Source organism: Bradyrhizobium sp. WSM3983 (genome assembly GCF_000473045.1).
GTDB lineage: Bacteria > Pseudomonadota > Alphaproteobacteria > Rhizobiales > Xanthobacteraceae > Bradyrhizobium.
Window position 1 is genome coordinate 228,511 of record NZ_AXAY01000011.1, and the last position, 23,919, is coordinate 252,429.

21 protein-coding genes are annotated in these 23,919 nt (G+C 64.8%); 13 read left to right on the top strand and 8 right to left on the bottom strand.

Going from position 1 to position 23,919, the window contains the following annotated elements; all coding sequences use genetic code 11:
• Nucleotides 1-511: 511 nt before the first annotated feature.
• Nucleotides 512-1,687, bottom strand: coding sequence for a patatin-like phospholipase family protein (locus YUA_RS0120135; protein WP_027532329.1), 1,176 nt, complete (start codon nt 1,685-1,687; stop codon nt 512-514).
• A 226-nt stretch (nt 1,688-1,913) separates the two neighbouring features.
• Here YUA_RS0120135 and YUA_RS0120145 point away from each other — a divergent pair, with 226 nt between their 5' ends.
• The 3 genes from YUA_RS0120145 to YUA_RS0120155 all read left to right on the top strand — a co-directional run bounded on the left by YUA_RS0120145 (nt 1,914) and on the right by YUA_RS0120155 (nt 5,250).
• Complete coding sequence (locus YUA_RS0120145) at nt 1,914-2,696, top strand: acetoacetate decarboxylase (protein WP_027532330.1); 783 nt, start codon at nt 1,914-1,916, stop codon at nt 2,694-2,696.
• Between the two features lie 108 nt (nt 2,697-2,804).
• Nucleotides 2,805-3,824, top strand: a complete 1,020-nt coding sequence (locus YUA_RS0120150; RefSeq protein ID WP_027532331.1) for a transporter — start codon at nt 2,805-2,807, stop codon at nt 3,822-3,824.
• Nucleotides 3,825-3,846: 22 nt separating this feature from the next.
• On the top strand, nt 3,847-5,250 hold the full coding sequence (locus YUA_RS0120155) for a carbohydrate porin (protein ID WP_027532332.1): 1,404 nt from the start codon (nt 3,847-3,849) through the stop codon (nt 5,248-5,250).
• On the opposite strand, the gene YUA_RS0120160 is transcribed toward YUA_RS0120155, so the two are convergent.
• The 3 genes from YUA_RS0120160 to YUA_RS0120170 form a co-directional block, all read right to left on the bottom strand.
• Nucleotides 5,247-6,542: an MFS transporter gene (locus YUA_RS0120160; protein ID WP_027532333.1), complete on the bottom strand. Its 1,296-nt coding sequence runs from the start codon at nt 6,540-6,542 to the stop codon at nt 5,247-5,249. The two genes, YUA_RS0120155 and YUA_RS0120160, sit on opposite strands and share 4 nt — an antisense overlap.
• Nucleotides 6,543-6,654: 112 nt before the next feature.
• Entirely contained in the window at nt 6,655-7,851 is a 1,197-nt protein-coding gene (locus tag YUA_RS0120165; protein ID WP_027532334.1) for an acetyl-CoA C-acyltransferase, read from the bottom strand.
• A gap of 129 nt (nt 7,852-7,980) precedes the next feature.
• On the bottom strand, nt 7,981-8,751 hold the full coding sequence (locus tag YUA_RS0120170) for an enoyl-CoA hydratase (protein ID WP_027532335.1): 771 nt from the start codon (nt 8,749-8,751) through the stop codon (nt 7,981-7,983).
• 156 nt (nt 8,752-8,907) lie between these two features.
• Here YUA_RS0120170 and YUA_RS0120175 point away from each other — a divergent pair, with 156 nt between their 5' ends.
• Together YUA_RS0120175 and YUA_RS0120180 are read left to right on the top strand one after the other, a co-directional pair.
• Nucleotides 8,908-9,447, top strand: a complete 540-nt coding sequence (locus YUA_RS0120175) for a PaaI family thioesterase (protein WP_027532336.1) — start codon at nt 8,908-8,910, stop codon at nt 9,445-9,447.
• A 59-nt stretch (nt 9,448-9,506) separates the two neighbouring features.
• Nucleotides 9,507-10,127, top strand: coding sequence for a TetR/AcrR family transcriptional regulator (locus tag YUA_RS0120180; protein ID WP_027532337.1), 621 nt, complete (start codon nt 9,507-9,509; stop codon nt 10,125-10,127).
• 84 nt (nt 10,128-10,211) lie between these two features.
• Here YUA_RS0120180 and YUA_RS0120185 read toward each other — a convergent pair whose 3' ends face one another.
• Entirely contained in the window at nt 10,212-11,141 is a 930-nt protein-coding gene (locus tag YUA_RS0120185; protein ID WP_027532338.1) for a LysR family transcriptional regulator, read from the bottom strand.
• Nucleotides 11,142-11,243: 102 nt separating this feature from the next.
• Here YUA_RS0120185 and YUA_RS0120190 point away from each other — a divergent pair, with 102 nt between their 5' ends.
• The 8 genes from YUA_RS0120190 to YUA_RS0120225 all read left to right on the top strand — a co-directional run bounded on the left by YUA_RS0120190 (nt 11,244) and on the right by YUA_RS0120225 (nt 20,324).
• Nucleotides 11,244-12,740 (top strand): CoA-acylating methylmalonate-semialdehyde dehydrogenase, encoded by a 1,497-nt coding sequence (locus YUA_RS0120190; protein WP_027532339.1) that lies wholly within the window; start codon nt 11,244-11,246, stop codon nt 12,738-12,740.
• 22 nt (nt 12,741-12,762) lie between these two features.
• On the top strand, nt 12,763-13,905 hold the full coding sequence (locus YUA_RS0120195; protein ID WP_027532340.1) for an isobutyryl-CoA dehydrogenase: 1,143 nt from the start codon (nt 12,763-12,765) through the stop codon (nt 13,903-13,905).
• Nucleotides 13,905-14,972 carry an enoyl-CoA hydratase/isomerase family protein gene (locus tag YUA_RS0120200; RefSeq protein ID WP_027532341.1) on the top strand — a complete coding sequence of 356 codons (1,068 nt, stop codon included), beginning with the start codon at nt 13,905-13,907 and terminating at the stop codon, nt 14,970-14,972. Before YUA_RS0120195 ends, YUA_RS0120200 begins: the two co-directional genes overlap by 1 nt.
• A 26-nt stretch (nt 14,973-14,998) precedes the next feature.
• Nucleotides 14,999-15,889 (top strand): 3-hydroxyisobutyrate dehydrogenase, encoded by an 891-nt coding sequence (mmsB, locus tag YUA_RS0120205; RefSeq protein ID WP_027532342.1) that lies wholly within the window; start codon nt 14,999-15,001, stop codon nt 15,887-15,889.
• Complete coding sequence (locus tag YUA_RS0120210; protein ID WP_027532343.1) at nt 15,889-17,607, top strand: AMP-binding protein; 1,719 nt, start codon at nt 15,889-15,891, stop codon at nt 17,605-17,607. The genes mmsB and YUA_RS0120210 overlap by 1 nt, the downstream gene beginning before the upstream one ends.
• Nucleotides 17,608-17,613: 6 nt before the next feature.
• Complete coding sequence (locus YUA_RS0120215) at nt 17,614-18,090, top strand: MaoC family dehydratase (RefSeq protein WP_027532344.1); 477 nt, start codon at nt 17,614-17,616, stop codon at nt 18,088-18,090.
• A 99-nt stretch (nt 18,091-18,189) separates the two neighbouring features.
• Nucleotides 18,190-19,107, top strand: a complete 918-nt coding sequence (locus tag YUA_RS0120220) for an SDR family NAD(P)-dependent oxidoreductase (RefSeq protein WP_027532345.1) — start codon at nt 18,190-18,192, stop codon at nt 19,105-19,107.
• On the top strand, nt 19,104-20,324 hold the full coding sequence (locus YUA_RS0120225) for a TIGR03862 family flavoprotein (protein ID WP_027532346.1): 1,221 nt from the start codon (nt 19,104-19,106) through the stop codon (nt 20,322-20,324). The genes YUA_RS0120220 and YUA_RS0120225 overlap by 4 nt, the downstream gene beginning before the upstream one ends.
• A gap of 98 nt (nt 20,325-20,422) precedes the next feature.
• Here the strand turns inward: YUA_RS0120225 and YUA_RS0120230 are convergent, their stop codons facing one another.
• From YUA_RS0120230 to YUA_RS0120240, 3 genes are all read right to left on the bottom strand, one after another.
• Nucleotides 20,423-21,502 carry a D-TA family PLP-dependent enzyme gene (locus YUA_RS0120230; protein WP_027532347.1) on the bottom strand — a complete coding sequence of 360 codons (1,080 nt, stop codon included), beginning with the start codon at nt 21,500-21,502 and terminating at the stop codon, nt 20,423-20,425.
• 64 nt (nt 21,503-21,566) lie between these two features.
• Nucleotides 21,567-23,378, bottom strand: a complete 1,812-nt coding sequence (locus YUA_RS0120235; protein ID WP_027532348.1) for an ABC-F family ATP-binding cassette domain-containing protein — start codon at nt 23,376-23,378, stop codon at nt 21,567-21,569.
• Nucleotides 23,379-23,380: 2 nt separating this feature from the next.
• Nucleotides 23,381-23,884 (bottom strand): YaiI/YqxD family protein, encoded by a 504-nt coding sequence (locus YUA_RS0120240; protein WP_027532349.1) that lies wholly within the window; start codon nt 23,882-23,884, stop codon nt 23,381-23,383.
• Nucleotides 23,885-23,919 lie beyond the last annotated feature (35 nt).

Genomic DNA, 23,919 nt, shown 5'->3' on the forward strand with positions numbered 1-23,919 from the left:
GCCAGTCATCGGAGCGAGGAGCGGGGATGTGCGCGGACAGCAAAATCGTGTGGTCCTGACTCCCGAAGTCTGTGCGTCAAGTCTTGTGGTGATGTGGGTGGTCCAACCGGGCCCGCACATCAGTCATCCGCAGGGTGACGGGGGCAATAGTGCATCGCTCCCCGGGGAGAGTGCGACATAAGCCGTAAAACCATTCGCGCAGGGAAGGCCGGGCGTTCCGGCGTCACCTGTCGTCCACCCCGTGCGCGTCTTTTTTGCACACGGGACTGCGGGTGCCAGCTGCCGCCCGGCCTCCCTGCGCCCTTGCTTCACGAGGGTGCGAAGATGAGAGCAAAGCTCGGGCGAGAAGAGTCGCGAGAATGCGAAGGTGTGTCTGCAAACCGAAGCGCAATTTGGATGAACGCGACGGAGCGTCAAACACCATCATTGCGAGCGCAGCGAAGCAATCCAGGCTCACCGCGGAGGGATTCTGGATTGCTTCGCTGCGCTCGCAATGACGAGGGTGATAGAGCTACGCGCTCTCCGTCTCCCGATGCACGTCGTGCACGACCAGCCCCATGCCTTCCTCCGGCATCTTGATCCAGTCGCGGCGCTTCAGGGTGCGCTTGGTGTCCTCGTAGCCTGAGGTCCAGTGCTCGCGCATCGAGGTGCCTGAGAATTCGTGGTCCTTGGCGTCGCCCTCATAGGCTTTCTGCTGGTAGATCAGATGCAGGATCGCGATCTCCGGCATGTTGCACAGGCTCGTCTTGAGCTGGCGCTCCTCGTCGGACAGTTGCTCCTCGGGGAGCTTTGCCAGTGCCTTGTAGAGCAGCACCTTGAGATTATGGGTGCGGCGATAGACGTCGGTGTTGTGGCGGGTGCGCGAGGAATACATGATATCCTTGTGGCGGGCCATCACGTCCTGGATCGAGCGCGGCAGCACGCCGCGCGCGCTGAACAGGTCGACCTGGAACACCAGCGAATTGAGTGCGTCCTCCTGGTCGAGCAGATGCTGCAGCGGCGTGTTGGAGACGATGCCGCCGTCCCAGAAATGATCGGTGCCGATCCGCACCATCGGTAGCGCCGGCGGCAGGGCGCCGGAGGCCATGATGTGCTCCGGCGCGATCTCGTCATGGGCGTTGTCGAAATAGATGAAGTTGCCCGAGAGCACGTTGACCGCGCCGACCGCGAAGCGAACCTTCTTCTCGTTGATGCGGTCGAAATCGACGAGCTCCAGAAGGCTCTCCTTGAGCGGTGCGGTGTCGTAATAGCTGGTCGCGGTCCTGGCGCCGACCGGGCTCAGCCAGGGATTGACCTGGTGCGGGGCGAAGAAGCCCGGCTGGCCCATCGCCGACGTCATCCAGGCGCTGGTGAGGTTGCGCCACTGGCGGAAGATGTCGCCGTCCGGCGTGTAGTGCCAGATCTTGCGGTTGGTGATGCGCTCCCAGAAGATGCGCAGCGCCTCGAGCCGCTTCTCCGGCTTGTTGCCGGCAATGATGGCGGAGTTGATCGCGCCGATCGAGACACCAGTGACCCAGTCCGGCTCGATGCCGGCCTCGTGCAGCGCCTGATAGACGCCCGCCTGGTAGGCGCCAAGCGCGCCGCCGCCTTGCAGGACCAGCGCGACGCGGTCGCAGCGCTCGGGCCGCCAGCCCCGCGCGGGCGGCTGGTGGGTCTGATGGGTCGGTTGCGACGTGCGGGCGTCCATGATGATGCCTCCTGCCTTCATCGGACGATTGCGGCCGGCGGTGACGGCGTGATGACAAAGTCGGCGCCGATGCATCTTCTGCATGCACGTCAACCGCAACGGGAATGGCACCAGGTCGTGCGGCTGACGGAAATCCTTCACATCGCAGTCAATGAGGACGGCTAGCAATTTGCATCGGGCGAGATGTTGCCGGGCCGACATCACAGACATCACACAGGAGATCAGGATGCGCAGGGAAGACGTGCTGAGGCTTCCGTCCATGCCGGCCGCCGGGCCGAGCTATCCGGCCGGTCCGTACCGCTTCGTCAACCGCGAATTCCTCGTCATCACCTACGAGACCGATCCGGACCTGATCCGCGCCGGCCTGCCCGAGCCGCTGGAGCCGATCGACCAGCCGATCGTGCATTACGAATGGATCAAGATGCCGGACTCCTCCGGCTTCGGCAGCTACACCGAATCCGGCCTGGTCATCCCGGCGCGGCTGCACGGTGAGGAGGTCAACTTCGTCTCGCAGATGTATCTGGACGATGATCCGCCGATCGCTGCGGGCCGCGAGATCTGGGGCTTTCCCAAGAAATACGCCCATCCCAAGCTCGAGATCGTCAAGGACACGCTGACGGGCACGCTGGAATATGCCGGCCAGCTCGTTGCCATGGGGACGATGGGCTACAAGCACGAGAGCATGGCCGGCAACGGCGATCTCACCCGCGCCACGCTGTCGAAGACGCAGATCAATCTGAAAATGATCCCCGGCGTCGACGGCCATCTCGAGGTCTGCCAGCTCGTCGCGATCAACCTGATCGACATCGTGCCGAAGGGCTCCTGGATGGGACCCGGCCGCCTGCATCTGGTGCCGCACGTCAACGCGCCGGTCGCGGATTTCCCGGTCCGCCGCTGCATCGGCGCGCATCATTACATCGCCGACCTGACGCTGCCGTTCGGCCGCGTGGTGCACGACTACGTCAAGGAAGCCGAGGCGATGGCCGCGACAGGGCTCGCCGCGGAGTAGGGCGGCATCATCAAACTGTAACGAAACCGTAATTGAGTACCCGCAAGAGATCCGGAGGAGGCTGCCAACAGCCCCCCGGACTTGGACTGCATCGACGTGGGGGTAGGCATGGCGGAGCCGGCGAAGCTTGTCAGCGCGATATCGAACGCCGAACCCGCCATTCCCGGCCTGGTCTGGGCGTTCCGCCTGCACAGCGACGGAAGCGCAGAGGCGCTGCCGATCGATCAGCCGATCGAGTTCAGCCATGATGGCCGGCTCTGGCTGCATTTCAATTTGACAGATGGTCGCGTGCGGCCGTGGATCGCGGCATCACAGCTGCCGCCGCTGGCGCGCGATCTGTTGCTGTCGAACGACACGTTCCAGCAGCTTCACGTCATCGACCATTGCGTCTACGGCGTGTTCTCCGATCTCGTCCGTGACATCGATGCTGCTACGGAAGAGACCGCATTCCTGCGCTTCGCCATGACCGAGCATCTGCTGGTCTCCGGCCGCCACCAGGCGCTGTGCTCGGCGGACGCGACGCGGCGCGTGCTCGAAGGCGGCTATCGGGTCGACAATGTCGCCCATCTGCTGGAAAAGATCGTCGACGAGGTCGCCGACACGCTCGATCGGATAGCCGACAAGCTCGGCCAGGAGGTCGATGGCATCGAGGAACGCATTCTGGCCGATAATGTGAAGCCGGAGATGCGCCGCGACCTCGGTCGGCTGCGCCGGACCTGCGTCAGGCTGCACCGCCAGCTGACCGGGCTGCGCGTGCTGTTTCATCGGCTTGATCAGAAGAACACCGATCATCTGTCGCCGGGCTTGCGCATCCAGGCCGGCAAGCTCGCCCAGCGGCTCGACGGTCTCGACCACGACATCGTCGAGCTGCGCGAACGCAGCCGCTTGCTCGAGGAGGAGTTGCGCTTCAAGAACGAGGAGGAGAGCAACCGCCACCTCCACACGCTCTCGATCGTGACGACGCTGCTGCTGCCGCCGACGCTGATCACCGGCATCTTCGGCATGAACACCAAGGGCCTGCCGCTGACCGATGTTGACGAGGGATTTATCTGGGCTGCCTGCTTGATGGCTTCGTCGATCGGTGCTGCTTATCTTTTCATGCGGCGCACTGGCATCTTTAAAAAGTAGCGCGTGCCAGCCGGTATCCGTTGTGAGTGGGACCGCCCAGACATTCGTGTTGCGAAGCTCGCTTGTGATCGCGACTGCGCTTCTCGCGAGCACCAGCGCATTCGCCGGCGCCAAGGACGAGAGCGCCGCCGACTGGCTGTTTCCGAAATGGTTCAACGAGTGGCATGACGGTCTTGCCAACAAGGGGCTAAATTTCGGCGCGACCTACATCGCCGACAACATCGGCAACGTGTCGGGCGGAGTCTCGCGCGGCGCCATCCATTTCGGCCGGCTCGATCTCTCGGTCGACGCCGATCTCGACAAGCTGGTCGGCTGGACCGGCGGCCGCTTCTACGCCAACGGCTTGATCATCTACGGCCGCGGGCTGACGCGGAACTACATCCATAACCTCGCGACCATCAGCGAGATCGAGGCGCTGCCCGACCAGCGGCTCTACAACGCCTATTTCGAGCAGAGCCTCTTCAACGATCGCCTGAGCATCAGGGCCGGCCAGCAGGCCGCCGATGTCGAGTTCTTCGACAGCGAGACCGACGACCTCTTCATCAACGGCACCTTCGGCTGGCCCGCAATCAAGGCCACCAATCTGCCGGCCGGCGGCCCGGCGCCGCCGATCGCGGTGCCCGGCATTCGCGTCAAGGCGCAGGTCGCGGACAACGTCACCGTCTTCGGTGCGGTGTTCAACGGCAGCGCGGCGCGGCCCGGCGACGGCGATCCGCAGACCCGCGACAATCACGGCCTGGCGTTTCGCGTCAACGATCCGCCCTGGCTCATCGGGCAAATTCACTTCGACTATCATCTCGATATCGGCGGAAGTTCGCTTGCCGGCAACTTCACGCCCGGCGGGTGGTATCATTTCGGCGATTTCGACAGCCAGCGCTTCACGGCTGATGGCTTGTCGCTCGCGGACCCGACCGGATCCGGCATCCCGGCAAAACTTCGCGGCAATTATGGAATCTATGCCGTCGTGGAGCAGACCCTCTGGCGGCCGCCGGGGGGAGAGCCCGAGAAGACCGTTTCGGCCTCGATCCCCGGCGTCACCGCGTTCGGCCGCATCGCCTACAGCCCGCCTGACCGCAACCTGATCGATCTCTATCTCGACGGCGGCATCGGCTTTGTCGGCTTTACGCCCGGCCGTCCGCTCGACCGCTTCGGGATCGGCTTGGCCTATATGCGGATTTCGGGGACGGCACGGAGCCTCGATGTCGATAGCCAATTTTTCAACGGCATCCAGAGCCCGGTGCGCAGCAGCGAGGCCCTGCTCGAAATCATCTACGAAGCGCACATCAAGCCGGGTTGGCTGATCGCGCCTTATTTCCAGTATGTGGTGCGTCCCTCCGGCGGCATCCCGAACCCGAACGATCCGAGCGGCGTGTCGCGGATCGGTGACGCCGCGGTGTTCGGCGTCACCACCACGATCAGGTACTAGGCTATCGCCGGTTTCGCTTGCGGTTTTGGTTGCCGCGACAGCGCCAGCACGATCAGCGAGGCAAACACGCAGAGCGCGCCGGCGACGAAGAAGGCGGGCAGGTAGCTCTGCAGCAGCGTCCGCGACAGGCCTGCGCCGAAGGCGGCCGTGCCGGCGCCGAGCTGATGGCCGGCAAAGATCCAGCCGAACACCAGATTGGCGCGTTCGGGCCCGAATTTTTGCGCGGTCAGCCGCACCGTCGGTGGCACCGTCGCGATCCAATCGAGGCCGTAGAACATTGCGAAGACCGACAGGCCATAGAACGAGAAATCGCTGAAGGGCAGGAAGATCAGCGAAAGCCCGCGCAAGCCGTAGTACCAGAACAGGAGGAAGCGATTGTCATAGCGGTCCGACAGCCAGCCCGACATGATGGTGCCGAAGAAGTCGAAGATGCCCATCGCCGCCAGCAGGCTCGCCGCTTGCACCTGCGGGATGCCGAAATCGAGGCACATCGGGATCAGGTGCACCTGCACGAGCCCGTTGGTCGAGGCGCCGCAGACGAAGAACGTCGCAAACAAGATCCAGAAAGCGCTCGACTTCGAGGCGTCGCGTAGCATGCCGAGCGCAACGGCCGTGATCGAACCGTGGTTCACGGGCGGTGCGGGCAGGGGCTCGGTGCCTTCGTCGCCGAACGGACGCAGGCCGAGATCGCTTGGGCGGTCGCGCATCACGAGCAAGACCGCCGCCGCAGAAACGCCGAGCATGATGCAGACGAAGCCGAGCGCGAGCCGCCAGCCGAAGCGCTCGGTCAGGCTTGCAAGCAGCGGCAGGAACACGAGCTGGCCGGTGGCGACGCTCGCGGTCAAGATGCCGACGACGAGGCCGCGCCTTGCGGCAAACCAACGCGTTGAGATTGTGGCGCCGAGCACCAGCGCGGTCATGCCGGTGCCGATGCCGATCACCACGCCCCACAGCGCCACGAGCTGCCAGACCTGCGTCATGCCGAGCGAGGCCACCAGCGCCGAGACGACGATGAGTTGCGCGGTCAGCGTGACATTGCGCAGGCCGTAGCGGTTGAGGAGAGCGGCCGCGAACGGCGCCATGAGTCCGAACAGGATGAAGCGGATCGACAGCGCGGAGGAAATCTCTGCCGTGCTCCAGCCGAACTCCTTCTGGAGCGGAACGATGAACACGCCGGGCGCGCCGACCGTGCCGGCGCTGATCAGCGCGGCGAAGAAGGTCACGCCGACCATCACCCAGCCGTAATGGATGTTGCGACGGCCAAGCGCGGCCGAAAGCCAGTTCGAGATCATTGCCCCTCAATCCAGGTTGGCGGGTTTTGGGCGACCCGCGTCATCGTTGCAGTCTGGCATAAGACCCGAAAGTCTAAAATGCCAGACTTCCCTCAATTTCGGCCAATCGCTGTCAGCGCGTGAGACGCTCCACCGCGATCGCCGTAGCCTCGCCACCGCCGATGCAGAGCGCCGCGACGCCGCGCTTGAGGTTGTTGGCCTCCAGCGCATGCAGCAGCGTCACGATCAGCCGCGCGCCGGTGGCGCCGATGGGATGGCCGAGCGCGCAGGCGCCGCCGTTGATGTTGAGTTTTTCGCGGGGAATGCCGAGATCGCGCTGCGCCGCCATTGCCACCACGGCGAAGGCTTCGTTGATCTCGAAAAGGTCGACATCGCCCGCGCTCCAGCCGATCTTGTCGAGTAGCTTGCGGATCGCCGGGATCGGCGCGGTCGTGAACCATTGCGGCTCCTGGCTGTGGGTGGCGTGGCCCTTGATCTCGGCGATAACAGGCAGGCCGTTGCGATCGGCGAGCGAACGTTTCGTCAGCACCAGCGCGGCGGCACCGTCGGCGTTGGCGGAGGAGGCGGCCGGCGTGATGGTGCCATTGGCGCGGAACGCCGGCTTCAATCCGGGGATCTTGGCCGGATCGACCTTCAGCGGATGTTCGTCATTGGCGATCACGCGCGGGCCTGCCTTCTCGGTCAGTGTGATCGGCGCGATCTCGGCCTTGAAGGCGCCGCCCTCGACCGCCTGGCGGGCGCGACTCAGCGTTTCCATCGCGTAGGCGTCCTGATCCTTGCGGGTGAACTGATAGGCCTCCGCCGTGGCTTCGCCGAAGTCGCCCATGGAGCGGCCGGTCTCGTAGGCGTCCTCGAGGCCGTCCATCATCATGTGGTCGATGATGCGGTCATGGCCGGCGCGATAGCCGCCGCGCGCCTTGGCCAGCAGATAAGGTGCGTTGCTCATGCTCTCCATGCCGCCGGAGACGACCATCTCGGCCGAGCCCGCGCGGATGATGTCGTGCGCCAGCATGGTCGCCTTCATGCCGGACCCGCAGACCTTGTTGACGGTGGTCGCGCCGGTGGCATCGGGCAGGCCTGCGCTACGCGCCGCCTGGCGCGCCGGTGCCTGGCCCTGGCCGGCGGGCAGCACGCAGCCCATGAACACCTCGTCGACCTTCTCGGGCGCGAGCTTGGCGCGTTCCAATGCCGCGCCGATGACGTGCGATCCAAGCTTGTGCGCGGCGAGCGGTGACAACTCGCCCATGAAGCGGCCGAGCGGGGTGCGGGCGGCGGAGACGATGACGACGGGATCGGAGGCTTCGGCCATGACAAGACTCCCTGGCGATGACGTGTAAGATTATAACCATCATATGATGCAGCGCAAAAAATGCAATCGCGCCCAGCATGAGAAATTGTCGTGGTTCGGATGAGAATTGGTCGTTCGATTGGAGGAGGCCTACCGCTTCCGGTTCACAAACGCCTGCATCAGGCGCGTCGGCTCGTCGGTCAGAAACGACTCGCCGAACACCTTGACGCTCAAATTTATCGACTCCGTCAGCGGCAGTTCCTCCCATTGCCGCAGCAGGGCCTTCTGCGACCGCAGCGCCTCCGGGCCGCATTCGAGCAGCGCGTTCACGAGGTGCTCGATCTCGGCATCCAGTCCGCCGACCGCCGCGATCTTGTCGATCAGGCCCCAGGCCAGCGCCGTCGGCGCATCGATATTCTCCGCGGTCATCACCAGCCAGCGCGCGCGGGCCCAGCCGATCAGGCGCGGCAGCAGCGCGGCGTGGATCACCGAGGGAATGCCGACGCGGACCTCGGGCATGCCGAAATGCGCATCATGCGTGGCGATGCGGAAGTCGCAGGCGGCGGCGACTTCGAGCCCGCCGCCGAGGCACCAGCCGGGCATGCGCGCGATCATGGGGGCTGGGAATTGGCGCACGGCCTCGCAGAGATCGCGCAGGCGGCTGATGAAGGCTTCGGCTGACTTCTGGTCGAGCTTCGCCATCTCCTTGATGTCAGCGCCGCCGATCATGCTCTTCTCGCTCTGGCCGCGCAGCACTACGACGCGGATGCTCCGGTCAGAGGAGAGCTGCTGCAGGCCTTCGCGCACCGCGTCGGTTACGGGCGAGCCCAGAATATTCAGCGGGCCGGCGTTGCAAATCGCGACATGGACGACGCCGCGCGCATCGCGCGTCACGCCGCAGTGGTTGTTGAGCATTTCCATCGTGGGATCTCGAAGGTTTCGTGGGCATGCGCATTGCGCGCGCGTCGGGATCACTTCCGGGCCGAAATGCCTGGCTTGTCAAGCGGGCGGGCCGGAGTTGTTGCCACTGTGAAGTCCGCAGCATAATATGACACACATCATACAAAGAGGCAGCCCATGACCGAACCAGCTCAACTCGACCTGTTTTCGCCTGCGCAACGGCGCGAGCGCGTAGTCGACTGGCAGGTGCCTGCGCCGGTTGCGAAGGTGGCGATGGGCCTATCAGGCATGGACGCCATGCTGGGCATCCGCGACGGGCGCCTGCCGCCGCCGCCGTTCGCAAAGCTGATCGGTTTCATCATGTCCGTGGTCGAGCCGGGCCGGATCGTGATGGAACTGGAGCCGCGCGAGGACCTCGAAAATACCATCGGCCTCCTGCACGGGGCTACCGCCGCCGCGCTCCTCGACACCGCCATGGGGTGTGCGATCTCGACGCGGCTGGAGGCGGGGCAGTCGTCGGTGACTCTCGACCTGAAAATGACCTTCCTGCGTCCGCTTTCGGTCCGGTCGGGGCTGATCTCGGCCGAAGGCAAAATCATCAAGCTGGGGCGCCAGACCAGTTACACCGAAGGCTTCGTCCGCGATGGTAAGGGGGCCCTCGCAGTCCATGCAACTGCAACCTTTTCCATGATCGGCAACAATTTCACCGGGAATTAATGCGCCGCCCGGGCGATATCCGTGTTATGAGATGACCTCTGACATCCAATGAGAGCCGCATGCGCTATTCTCGGGAACACAAGCAGGAAACCCACGACCGCATCGTGAAGAAGGCGTCGGTGCGGCTGCGCGAAAAGGGTGCCCACGGCATCGGCGTCGCCGACCTCATGAATGAGGCGGGCCTGACCCATGGCGGCTTCTACGCGCATTTCGATTCCCGCGAGGCGCTGGTGATCGAGGCCTTTGGCTACGCCATGGACCGCGCGATGGAGCACTGGCGCAAGCAGTCCGATCAGGTCGCGCCTGAGAAGCAGCTCGCCCAGATCGTCGAGACCTATCTCTCGGCGCTGCACCGGGACAATCCCGGCCATGGCTGCTCGATCCCCGCGCTCGGCGCCGAGATTGCGCGCGAGAGCCCGAAGACGCGAAAGGCCTTTGCCGGCAAGCTCGACGAGATGGTCGAGATGATGACCGACTTCATCCCCAATTTGCCCCGCAAGGCCGCGCGCAAACAGGCGATCGCCACGCTGGCGACCATGGCCGGCACCATGCTGCTGGCCCGCATTGCAGGCTCGAGCGAGCTCTCGGACGAGGTGCTGAAGGCCGGCAAGGACAGCGCGCTGGAGGGTGCGAAGCGTGAGCCGAAGGTGACGGCGGCGAAGAAGGCGAAGCAGAATTAGGTGCCGTAGGGCGGGTTGGCGAAGCGTAACCCGCCACTGTCGTTATCCGCGGAAACGGAAGAGGTGGGTTACGCCTTCGGCTAGCTAACCTGCGACAGCGGCGCAATATCGCCCCGCAAACAACGCCCGCTCGCGCTCCACAATCTCGCTGATGTAATCGGCGACTGCCCGGATTCGCGCGAGATCCTTACTGTCGGCGTGCATCAGCATCCAGAACGTCCGCGTGATCGATATCTCCTCAGGGAGCACGGCCACGAGCTGCGGATAATCGCTCGCCATGAAATGCGGCAGCACGGCGATGCCGAAGCCTGCGAGCGTGGCGTTGAGCTGCGCGATCAGATTGGCGCTGCGGAGGCGCGCGGAAATGCGCGGTGACACCTGCGGCAGATAGTCGAGCTCCGGCGTAAACAGGAGCTCTTCGATGTAGCCGACGAAGCGGTGCTGCGGCAGCATTTCGCGCGCGGTGATTTTAGGGAAGCGGTCGAGATAGGCCGGCGAAGCATAGAGACCGAGACGGTAGTCGAGTAGCTTGCGGCCGACGATGCGGCCTTCTTTGGGCATGGTCAGGCTGATCGCGATATCCGCCTCGCGCTTGGAGAGACTGAACAACCGCGCGGTGGCTACAAGTTGTAGGTCGAGATCGGGATAGCGGTCGGCGAAGGCTGCCAGCCGCGGCGCCAGGAAGGCGGTGCCGAACCCGTCGGGCGCGCCGATCCGCACCGTGCCGGTCAGGCGCGCCACCGAGCCGCCGACCTGTTCCTGGTTGGCGACGATGGTCGATTCCATCGCCTCCGCGCTGTCGGCGACACGCTGGCCGGCCTCTGTGAGGAGGTAGCCGGTCTTGCGCCGGTCAAACAGCTTGGCCGAAAGGTGCTTCTCCAGCCGGTCCACACGGCGGATCACGGTGGCATGGTCGACCCCAAGCTGTTTGGCCGCAGCCGAAACCGAGCCGCCCCGCACGATGGCCAGCACGAAGCGAAAGTCGTCCCAGTCGATAGCGCCTTGATCCAGCATTTTCGCACATCTATGGTGCATTATCTCAGACTTGAATCCTATAAAATGCAGGTCGATAGGATTTGTCAAAGCGATCAAGCTCGGACTTAAGGAGTTCATCCCATGCGCGCAGTCGGACATTTTATCGGTGGCAAGGAGGTCAAGGGCACCTCGGGCCGCACCGCCGACGTTTTCGAGCCGATGACCGGTGACGTCCAGGCCAAGGTCGCGCTGGCATCCAAGGCCGAGGTCCGCGCCGCCGTCGAGAACGCGCGCGCAGCACAGCCCGAGTGGGCCGCGACCAACCCGCAGCGGCGCGCCCGCGTCATGACGAAATTCGTCGAGCTGGTGCAGCGCGACTACGACAAGCTCGCCGAATTGCTCGCGCGCGAGCACGGCAAGACCGTTCCCGACGCCAAGGGCGACATCCAGCGCGGCCTCGAGGTCGCCGAGTTCGCCTGCGGCATCCCGCATCTGATGAAGGGCGAGTACACCGAGGGCGCTGGCCCCGGCATCGACATCTATTCCATGCGCCAGCCGCTCGGCGTCGTCGCCGGTATCACGCCGTTCAATTTTCCGGCGATGATCCCGATGTGGAAATTCGCGCCCGCGATCGCCTGCGGCAACGCGTTCATCCTCAAGCCGTCCGAGCGCGATCCCGGCGTGCCGATGATGCTTGCCGAACTGATGATCGAGGCCGGCCTGCCGGCCGGCATCCTCAACGTCGTCAACGGCGACAAGGAAGCAGTCGACGCCATCCTCGACGATCCCGATATCAAGGCCGTCGGCTTCGTCGGCTCCACGCCGATCGCGCAGTACATCTACGAGCGCGCCGCTCAGACCGGCAAGCGCTGCCAGTGTTTTGGTGGCGCCAAGAACCACGCCATCATCATGCCGGACGCCGACATGGATCAGGCCGTCGACGCGCTGATCGGCGCGGGCTATGGCTCCGCCGGCGAACGCTGCATGGCCGTCTCGGTTGCGGTTCCCGTCGGCAAGCCCACCGCCGACCGGCTGATGGAAAAGCTGATCCCGCGCGTCGAGTCGCTCAAGATCGGCACCTCGATCGATCCGTCGGCCGATTATGGTCCGCTGGTCACGCGCGAGGCGGTCGAGAAGGTCAAGAGCTACATCGACGTCGGCATCAGGGAAGGCGCGACGCTCGCCGTTGACGGCCGCGGCTTCAAGATGCAGGGCTACGAGAACGGCTTCTATCTCGGCGGTTCGCTGTTCGACAACGTCACCAAGGACATGCGGATCTATAAGGAAGAGATCTTTGGCCCCGTGCTCTCGGTCGTGCGCGCGCACGACTACAAGGAAGCGCTGGCGCTGCCGTCCGACCATGATTACGGCAACGGCGTTGCCATCTTCACCCGCGACGGCGACGCCGCGCGCGACTTCGCGGCCAAGGTCAACGTCGGCATGGTCGGCGTCAACGTGCCGATCCCGGTGCCGATCGCCTATTACACCTTCGGTGGCTGGAAGAAGTCGGGCTTTGGCGATCTCAACCAGCACGGCCCGGACTCGATCCGCTTCTACACCAAGACCAAGACGGTGACCTCGCGCTGGCCGTCCGGCGTCAAGGAAGGTGCGGAGTTCTCGATCCCGCTGATGAAGTAATCCTCTCAAGAGCGAGGCGATGATGCAGTTCGCTCTGAACGAGGATCAGGTCGCGGTTCGTGACATGGCGTTGGCGTTTGCGGCGGAGAAGATCGCGCCGCACGCGTTGCGCTGGGACGAGGAGAAGCATTTCCCCGTCGACGTGATGCGTGAAGCTGCCACGCTCGGCATGGGCGGCATCTACATCCGCGAGGATGTCGGCGGGTCCGCCATGACGCGGTTCGACGCGGCGCTGATCTTCGAGGCACTGGCGACGGGCTGCCCGACCACTTCGGCCTTCATCTCCATCCACAACATGGCGAGCTGGATGATCGATGCCTTCGGCAGCGACACCCAGCGCCACACATGGCTGCCGAAGCTCTGCACCATGGAGCTGATCGCGAGCTACTGCCTGACTGAGCCCGGCGCCGGCTCCGATGCGGCGGCGCTGCGCACCCGTGCGGTTCGCGACGGTGATCACTATGTTCTCAACGGCCAGAAGCAATTCATCTCCGGCGCCGGCGGCACTGATCTCTTGGTCGCGATGGTCAGGACTGGCGGCGATGGCCCCGGTGGCATCTCGACGCTCGTCATCGACGGTAAGACGCCGGGCGTCTCCTTCGGTGCCAATGAGCGCAAGATGGGCTGGAACGCGCAGCCGACCCGCGCGGTGATCTTCGAGAACGCCCGCGTGCCGGTGGCCAACCGGCTCAGCGAGGAGGGCGTTGGCTTCAAGATCGCGATGGCTGGCCTCGACGGCGGCCGCCTCAACATCACGGCCTGCTCGCTCGGCGGCGCGCAGACCGCACTCGACAAGGCGCGCGCCTACATGAAAGAGCGCAAGGCATTTGGAAAACGGCTCGACGAATTCCAGGCCCTTCAATTCAAGCTCGCCGACATGGCGACCGAGCTCGAAGCCGCGCGCACCTTCCTGTGGCGCGCCGCGGCGGCGCTCGACCGGAAGGATGCCGACGCCACCATGCTCTGCGCCATGGCAAAGCGCTTCGGCACCGATGTCGGCTTCGAAGTCGCCAACCATGCGCTGCAGCTTCACGGTGGCTACGGCTACCTCAGCGAATACGGCATCGAGAAGATTGTGCGCGATTTGCGCGTGCACCAGATCCTCGAAGGCACCAATGAAATCATGCGGCTCATCGTGGCGCGCAAACTGATCGAGGGTGCGTGATGAGTGCATTGGAAGAGGGCGATCTCATCGTTCGCCGCGAGGGCGCGGCGGGCGTGATCCGCCTCAACCGTCCCAAGGCGATCAACGCCATGACGCTGGAGATGTCCATTGGCATCGACGCAGCGCTGCAAAGGTTCGAGACCGATCCTGAGGTCGCGGTGATCATCCTGGAAGGCGCGGGCGAGCGCGGTCTCTGCGCCGGCGGCGACATTCGCGGCCTCTGGGAGAGCTCGCGCGAAGGCGGCGACCTCGGCGCGCGGTTCTGGCGCCAGGAATACGTCATGAATGCGCGGATCGCGAAGTATCCGAAGCCCTATGTCGCGTTCATGGATGGCTTGGTGATGGGCGGCGGCGTCGGCTTGTCGGGCCATGCGAGCCATCGTGTGGTTACGGATCGCACCAAGCTCGCAATGCCCGAGGTCGGACTCGGCTTCTTCCCCGATGTCGGCGGCACCTGGCTGCTGTCGCGCTCGCCCGGTGAGATCGGCACTTATTTTGGTTTGACCGGCCAGACCATGAATGGTCCTGACGCGATCCATGCGAAGTTTGCCGACGCGGTGATGCCTGCGGCCAAATGGCCGGAGTTGCGCGAGGTGCTGACGAAGGTTCGTCAAGGCGCGACGGCGGCCGACGTCAGCAAGCTCATCACCGGCTTTGCGACCGGCGAGACTGCAGGGCCAGTGGCCGCAAAAGAGCCGATCATTGACGCGCTATTCGGCTTCGACCGCATGGAAGACATTTTTGCGGCGCTCAAGCGCGACGGCTCCGAGTTTGCGCTGGCGACGCTGAAGACGCTCAATGAGAAATCGCCGCGCGGCATGGTGGTGACGCTGAAACTGCTGCGGCTGGCGCGCACCGCATCGAGCCTGGAAGAATGTCTGGTGCGCGAATACCGCGCCGCGCTGACGGTCTTCCGCAGCGACGATTTCCGTGAGGGTGTGCGCGCCGCCGTGATCGACAAGGACCGCAATCCGACCTGGTCGCCGCCGCGAATCGAGGACGTAACGCCGGACGTGCTTGCGCCATATCTCGCCGAAATCGGCGCCGACGAGCTGAAGTTCAACTAACAACGCTACAAGCGGAGGAAACCAAGATGGCCACGATCGCATTCATCGGTCTCGGCAACATGGGCGGCCCGATGGCCGCGAATCTGGTCAAGGCCGGTCACAAGGTGGTGGCGTTCGATCTCGTCGAAGCCTCGCGCAATCAGGCCAGGGCAGATGGCGCCGGCATCGCTGACAGTGCTGCGGGGGCGGTGAAGGGCGCCGATGTCGTCGTCACCATGCTGCCGGCCGGCAAGCATGTGCTCGGCGTCTGGAACGAGGTCGTTCCCGCCATGGCCAAAGGCGCGCTGATCATCGATAGCTCCACCATCGACGTCGAGAGCGCGCGGCAAGCGCATGCGCTCGCCGCCAAGAACGGTGTGCTCTCGGTCGATGCGCCGGTCTCCGGCGGCACCGGCGGTGCCAAGGGTGCGACGCTCACCTTCATGTGCGGCGGCGAGGAGAGCGCGTTCGCGGCGGCCAAGCCGGTGCTGGAGAAGATGGGCAAGAAGATCGTCCACTGCGGCGGCGCTGGCGCAGGGCAGGCGGCCAAGATCTGCAACAACATGATCCTCGGCATTTCGATGATCGCGGTCAGCGAGGCCTTTGCGTTGGCTGAGAAACTCGGCCTCTCGCATCAGGCGCTGTTCGACGTCGCCTCGACTTCGTCGGGCCAGTGCTGGTCGCTGACAACCTATTGCCCGGTTCCGGGCCCGGTGCCGACTTCGCCGGCCAACAACGACTACAAGCCGGGCTTTGCCTCGGCACTGATGGTAAAGGATCTCACGCTGGCGCAGGACGCTGCGAAAGCCGCTGGCGCGGCGACGCCGCTCGGCCAGCATGCGCAGGAGATTTACCAGGCCTTCGACAAGGCGGGGCAGGGCGGGGTGGATTTTTCCGGAATTATCAAGCACGTTAGGGAGCTAGCCGGGAAAGCTTAGTGACGACATTTCAGGACGCGCGCGCGTTTCTTCTCGCTCACCGCACGGATTACGAGACAGCGGTCAAAGGTTTCCGCTGGCCCGATCCGGTCCCGTTCAACTGGGCGCTCGACTGGTTCGACGCCGAGTTGGCGACGGATGCGGAGAGCAAGGACCGGCCCGCGCTCTGGATTGTCGATGCCGCCCAGGACAAGCAGACAAAACTGTCCTTCGCGGCGCTCTCGAAGCGCTCCAACCAGGTTGCCAACTTTCTCCGCGCGCAGGGCCTGAAGCGCGGCGATCATCTCTTGTTGCTGCTCGGCAATGTGGTTCCGTTATGGGAGACGATGCTCGCCGCGATGAAGCTCGGCATCGTCGTGATCCCCGCGACCACGTTGCTCACCGCCGAGGAACTGCGCGACCGGCTCGATCGCGGCAAGGCGAAGGCAGTGGTGGCGGCCGAGGATCAAGTCGCGAAATTCGCAAGCCTCGGCGCCGAGAACATCGTGCGCATCGTTGTCGGCGCCGCCGCCGAGGGCTGGCTTGCCTATGGAGAAGCTGCGAAAGCGCTGGAGAGTTTTGCGGCCGACGGTCCGACCAACGCCGACGACCCGATGCTGCTCTATTTCACCTCGGGAACGACGGCAAAGCCAAAGCTCGTGCTGCACAGCCAGCGTAGTTACCCGGTCGGCCATCTCTCGACCATGTACTGGATCGGGTTGAAGCCCGGCGACGTCCATCTCAATATTTCGTCGCCTGGTTGGGCCAAGCATGCCTGGAGCTGCTTCTTCGCGCCGTGGAATGCGGGCGCGACCGTGTTCGTGGTCAACCAGCCGCGCTTCGATGCGAAGGGGCTGCTGGCCACTATCGGCCGCTGCGGCGTCACCACGCTCTGTGCGCCGCCGACGGTGTGGCGGCTGTTCATTCAGGAGAACCTGGCTTCGTTCAAGGTCGCACTTCGCGAAGTCTGCGGCGCCGGCGAGCCGCTCAACCCTGAAGTGATCGACCAGGTGCAGGCTGCCTGGGGCCTCACCATCCGCGACGGCTACGGCCAGACTGAAACCACGGCGCTCGCCGGAAACTCGCCGGGGCAGAGGATCAAGGTCGGCTCGATGGGCCGGCCGCTGCCGGGCTATCGCGTGCAGGTCAGCGACGCGGACGGCCATCCGGCCAAGGAGGGCGAGGTGGCGTTGCTGCTCGGCGCCGACCGGCCCGCTGGCCTGATGCAGGGCTATCAAGGCGACGACGGTAGGCTGTCGGGCGCCGAAGGCGAGCTCTATCGCAGCGGCGACGTGGTGTTCGCTGACGAGGACGGCTATCTCACCTTCGTCGGCCGCTCCGACGACGTGTTCAAATCCTCGGACTACCGCATCAGCCCGTTCGAGCTGGAGAGCGTGCTGCTCGAGCATGAACTCGTCGCCGAAGCCGCGGTGGTGCCGAGCCCGGACCCGATCCGGCTCGCGATCCCCAAAGCCTTCGTGCTGCTGACCGCGGGCGCCGAGCGGACGCCGGAGACGGCGCTCTCCATCTTCACACATCTGCACACGCGGCTGGCGCCGTTCAAGCGCATCCGCCGCCTCGAAATCGTCACCGAGCTGCCGAAGACGATCTCTGGAAAAATCCGCCGCGTGCAGCTACGACGGCTTGAACGCGACAACGATCGCGACGATCCGCTGCGCGGCCGGGAATTCCGTGAGGAGGACTTTCCGGAGCTGCCGAAAACAAGAAGTGAGACCTGAAGCGAAATGAACGAAATCTGGAAGAAGCCGCCGATCACGCTGGAGGCCTATCAGGCCATGGTCGGCAAGGAGATCGGCGTGTCGTCCTGGCACCTGATCGATCAGCCCCGCATCGACACCTATGCCGACGTGACCGAGGATCACCAGTTCATCCATGTCGACCCCGAGAGGGCGAAGGAGACGGCGTTCGGCACCACCATCGCGCACGGTTTCCTGACGATGTCGATGATGTCGGTGATGTCCTACGAAGTGATGCCGGCGATTGCGGGCACCACGATGGGCGTGAACTACGGCTTCGACAAGTTGCGCTTCATCTCGCCGGTGCGCTCGGGCAAGCGCGTCCGCGGCCGCTTCGTGCTGGCGGAAGCCAAGCTGCGCAAGCCCAACGAATTGCAGTCCCGCACCAGCGTCACGGTGGAAATCGAGGGCGAGGACAAGCCCGCGCTGGTCGCGGAGTGGCTCGGCCTGATCTATTTCGCGTAGGTCCGGGCCGCCATGGCCGGGCTTGACCCGGCCATCCATCGCTGCTCAAAAGTCTTTCGATTTTGACAGATCGCCGCCTAACATCCAGGAAGCACACTCATGGCCATCAGATTCGACGGACGCGTCGCCATCGTAACCGGCGCGGGCAATGGTCTCGGAAAGGCGCATGCGCTGGGCCTCGCGAGCCGCGGCGCCAAGGTCGTGGTCAACGATTTCGGCGGCGCGCGTGACGGCAGCGGCGGTTCGCTGTCGCCGGCTGAAGCCGTGGTCGAGGAGATCCGCAAAGCCGGCGGCACCGCGATGGCCGACGGCGCCGATGTCTCGAATTTCGAGCAGGTCACCGCCATGGTCGAGCGCGCCACCAAGGAATGGGGCAGCGTCGATCTGATGTGCGCTAACGCCGGCATCCTGCGCGACAAATCATTCGGCAAGATGGAAGCTGCCGATTTCCAGAAGGTGCTCGACGTGCACCTCGTCGGCACCTTCTACTGCTGCAAGGCGGCATGGGCCGGCATGCGCGATCGCAATTACGGTCGCATCGTGCTGACGACGTCGTCCTCCGGCCTTTACGGCAATTTCGGCCAGGCCAATTACGGCGCGGCGAAATCCGGCATGGTCGGCCTGATGAACGTGCTCGCGGAAGAGGGCCGCAAGACCAACATCCGCGTCAACATCATCTCGCCGACCGCGGCAACCCGCATGACGGAAGAACTGCTGCCGCCGCAGGCGCTGCAGCTGATGAAGCCGAACGCGATCACACCGGCGGTCGAGTACATGCTGAGCGAGGACGCGCCGACCCGCACCATCATGGGCGCCGGGGCCGGCTCCTTCGCCGTGATCAAGATTCTCGAGAGCGAAGGCATCAACCTGCCGGAGTCCGACTGGACCCCCGATGCGGTCGCCGCGCATTTCGCCGAGATCAGCGACATGTCGAAGGCGAAGGCGTTGACCGGCGCGTTTGAGCAGACGCAGAAGTATGTGGCACAAGCCGCGGCACGGGCGGGGATCAAGCTCTGAGTGACGTTGCCGTCATCGGTGCCGGTCCCGCCGGGCTGATGGCGGCGGAGGTGCTCGCGTCGGGCGGTGCCCGTGTTACCGTCTATGATTCCATGCCGTCCGCCGGCCGCAAATTCCTGATGGCCGGGCGGGGCGGGCTCAATCTCACCCACAGCGAGCCGCTGCCGGATTTTCTCGCGCGCTATCGGGAAGCGATGCCGCATCTGCGCGCCGCAGTCGAGGCGTTTCCGCCCGACGGGCTGCGCGACTGGAGCGCGGCACTTGGGCAGCTGACCTTCGTCGGCAGCAGCGGCCGGGTGTTTCCAAAGACGTTCAAGGCCTCGCCCTTGCTGCGCGCCTGGCTGCGGCGGCTCGACGCGGCCGGCGTGCAATTCGCCTTACGTCATCGCTGGACCGGATGGGACGAGCTGGGGCGGCTGGAGTTTCAAACTCCCGATGGTCCAATTGTCGTCGCCGCCAGCGCAACGGTGCTCGCGCTCGGTGGCGCGAGTTGGCCGCGGCTCGGCTCGGATGGCGCATGGGTCGATCGTCTCGCTGCGAAGGGCGTTGCGGTCTCAAGGCTCAGGCCGGCCAATTCCGGCTTCACGGTCGCATGGTCCGAATTGTTTCGCGATCGTTTCGAAGGCCAGCCGCTCAAGGGCGTGGCGCTGACCGTCGGCGCGCACGCGGTGCGCGGCGAAGCCATGATCACCCGCGGCGGCATCGAGGGCGGCGCGATCTACGCGCTGTCGGCGGAATTGCGCGAGGCGGTGTTGGGGATCGGGCAGGCGCGGCTTACGATCGCCTTGCGGCCCGATCTCGACATTGCGGCGCTGACCACGCGTCTGTCAGGTACGCGCGGCAAGCAGTCGCTGGCGAACTTTCTGCGCAAGGCGGCGCAATTGTCGCCGGTCGGCATCGGCCTGATGCAGGAGGCAGCCATTGCAACCGGCCGGCCGCTGGCTACGCTCGCGCCGGCGGAGCTTGCGCATCTCGTGAACGCAATCCCGGTTCAGCTCACCGGTGTCGCCCCGATCGATCGCGCCATCTCGACCGCGGGCGGAATTGCCCTCGATGAGCTCGACGATCGCTTCATGCTGCGCAAACTGCCCGGCGTGTTCGCCGCCGGCGAGATGCTGGACTGGGAAGCGCCGACCGGCGGCTATCTGCTGCAAGCGTCGTTTGCGACCGGTGCGGCGGCGGGAAGGGGCGTGCTGCGTTGGCTCGAGAAATCGTAGGGTGGGCAAAGGCGCGACGCGCCGTGCCCACCATCTTCCCGCGCATGCCGCACCGATTGGTGGGCACGCTTCGCTTTGCCCACCCTACGGCAGCTCGCCTACCTCAGCTTCCCCCGCGCCGCGACCGGCAACGTGCCGATGATTTCCTGGCCGCGGACCATCACGACCTCGTCCATCATGTTGACGACGACGCAGACGTGGTTGGGCACGATGCGGACGACGTCGCCGACGTTCGGTCGCGTGTTGCTGCGGGAGAGGTCGAGGAAGCCGTGCTCCTCGGCGAAGCGCGCGATCTTGGCTTCGGGGTGCTCCAGGATCAGGCCGTGGCCGTCGAGCCCGCCGGTGTCCGTCGTCAGCGTCTTCGAGCCGGCGTCCAGAATGCCGCGCTCGGGCGCCGCGCGGCTCACCACTGTCGAATAGATGTGCAGCGCGCAGTCGTCCCAGGTGGCGGAGCCGGCCGCGACCTGCATGCGGTCGTTGTAGATGTAGGTACCGAAACGGTGCTCGGTGCCGCCTTTCAGCTTGCCGAGATTGACGAGGTTCGGCGTGCCGCCGGTCGAGACGATCTCAGGTTCGAGTCCAACGGCGCGCACGCCGGCGAGCGCTTCATCAAAAAAGCGCTGCGCCTCAGGCCATCCCGTCTCCGTCGGATACATGAGAAAGCCAGCAAACTTCAGTCCAGGCCAAGCCGACAACTCGCGTGCTAGCTCGATCGCTTCCGCTGGAGTTTCGACGCCGGCACGCTTTCGGCCTGTGTCGCATTCGACAACCACGCGGAGCTCTCGACCCGAGAGTTGGGGCACTTTGATCAGTCCGTCGATCACGGTCAGATTATCGACAGTGACAGTCACATTTGCCTTGGCCTGGAGCGCGCCAAGGCGCGCCATCTTCTCTTCGCCGAGCAGATTATAGCTGATCAGGATGTCGTCGATGCCAGCATTGGCCATGATCTCGGCCTCGCCGAGTTTCTGGCAGGTGATGCCTTTGGCACCGGCCGCGACCTGCATCTTCGCAATGGTCGGGTTCTTGTGAGTCTTAATGTGCGGCCGGTTGGCGACGCCTGCGTCATCGCAGGCCTTCTGGATCCGTGCGATGTTGCGCTCGACCTTGTCCATGTCGATGACGGCGCAGGGCGTGCCGTATTCGCGGGCGATTTTGGCGGCGAGAGTCGTTGTCATGGAAGTCTCTTAGTTGGCGCGCATTCTGATCGCAAAACCGGTGCCCACTTTTGCGGAATGCGCGCTAGGCCTGCTCTATTTCTTCGCGAAGCATTTCAAGTTCGAGCCAGCGCTCTTCGGCGGCAGACAGTTCTTCATGCGCCTTGGCGATGGCGGTGGAGGTATCGTCGAATTTCTTGCGATCCCTGGCGTACAGACTGTGATCGTCGAGCACGCGCTGCAGCTTGGCAATGTCGGCCTGCAACGTCTCCATCCTCTTCGGCAGCGTTTCCAGCGCGTGCTTCTCGTTGAAGCTCAGCTTCCGCTTGGACGTGGAGGCGGGAGTCGCGGAGCGCTCCTCTTTCTTTTCGGCCGGGGCTTGCGCCTTCGCCGTCTCGCGTTTCAGGTCGGCGCCGCGTTGCGTGAGCATGTCGCTGTAGCCGCCGGCATATTCGGTCCACTTGCCGTTGCCCTCCGGCGCGATCACTGAGGTCACGATGCGATCGAGGAAGTCGCGGTCATGGCTGATCAGGATGACAGTGCCCTCGTAGTCGCCGAGCATGTCTTCGAGCACGTCGAGCGTTTCGAGATCGAGGTCGTTGGTCGGCTCGTCCAGCACCAGCAGGTTCGAGGGCTTTGCCAGCGCGCGCGCCAACATCAGCCGGCCGCGCTCACCACCGGAGAGCACTTCCACCGGCGTGCCGCGTTGCTCCTGCGCGAACAAAAAGTCCTTCATGTAGCCGACCACATGCTTCGGCTTGCCGCCGACCATGATCTGGTCGCCACGGCCGCCGGTCAGCGCCTCGGCCAGCGTCGACTTGGGATCGAGGCTCTCGCGGTGCTGGTCGAGCGTGGCGGTCTCCAGATTGGCGCCAAGCCGCACGGTGCCGGAATCAGGCTGCGCGCCGCCGGTCAGCAAATTGACCAGCGTGGTCTTGCCGGCGCCGTTCGGGCCGATGATGCCGAGCCGGTCGCCGCGCTGGATGCGGATCGAGAAATTGTCCACGATTGTGCGATCACCATAGGCTTTGGTGACACCCTTGGCCTCGATCACCAACTTGCCGGATTGCTCCGCTTCGGATGCAGCGAGGCTGGCAGTGCCGGCCGTGCCGCGATAACTGCGCCGCTGGTCGCGCAGGGCATGCAGATTGCCGAGCCGTTTGACGTTGCGCTTGCGCCGGCCGGAGACGCCATGGCGCAGCCAGTGCTCCTCGTCGACGATTTTGCGGTCGAGCTTGTGCTGGTCGCGCTCTTCTTCGGCCAGCACCTCGTCGCGCCAGGTCTCGAAAGAGGCGAAGCCGCGGTCGATCTGCTTGATCTTGCCACGGTCGAGCCAGGCGGTGGAGCGCGAGAGATTGGTGAGGAAACGGCGGTCGTGGCTAATGATCACCAGTGCGCTGCGGCGGCTGTCGAGCTCCTTTTCCAGCCATTCGATGGTTGAGAGATCGAGATGGTTGGTCGGCTCGTCCAGCAGCAAGATGTCGGGCGAGGGCGCGAGCACATACGCCAGCGCCGCGCGGCGAGCCTCGCCGCCGGAGAGATTGTGCGGGTTCTCGTCGCCGGTCAGGCCGAGCTGCTCGAGCAGGTAGCGTGCCTGATGGTGGTCGTCACCGGGCGCGAGCCCGGACTCGACATAGGCCAGCGTGGACTTGTGGTCCCCGAAATCCGGCTCCTGCGGCAGATAGCGCACGGTTGCGCCCGGCTGCACGAAGCGCGTGCCGCCGTCGGCCTCGACAAGGCCGGCCGCGATCTTGAGCAGCGTCGACTTGCCGGAGCCGTTGCGGCCGATCAGGCAGACGCGCTCGGATGGCGCGACATTGAGTTCGACGCCGCTCAAAAGCGGCGTGCCGCCAAAGGTCAGCTTGATGTCTTTGAGTTGGATCAGCGGCGGCGCCATGGTCAGCCTTGACTTGAATTCTGGCTCATTGCGGCCTGGTCGGCCCGGCGGCGCTGGATCCGGCGCAGCGTCTGGTCGAGCGCCGAGAGAAAGGTGGAGCGGTCGCGCGGTGCGAACGAGCGCGGGCCACCGGTGACTTCGCCGGCCGAGCGCAGATCCGTCATGAGGTTGCGCACCGCCAGCGTCATGCCGATTGACTCTTCCGTGAACGGCTTGCCATTCGGCCCGATCACGTCGGCGCCGGCTTTCACGCAGCGGCTCGCCAGCGGAATGTCGGAGGTGATGACGACGTCGCCCGGCTTGGCCCGCTCCGCGATCCAGTCGTCGGCCGCGTCCATGCCCGCACCGGCGGCGATGCGCTCGATCAGCGGGTCCTGCGGCACACGGATAAAGTTGCCGGCGACCACGCTCACGGGGACGCCGTGCCGGCTCGCGACGCGGTAGATCTCGTCCTTCACTGGACAGGCGTCGGCGTCGACATAGATGCGGGTTGGAGTGTCAGTCATTCGCCGCGTGGTACCCCATTCGGGCCGCAAAGGCG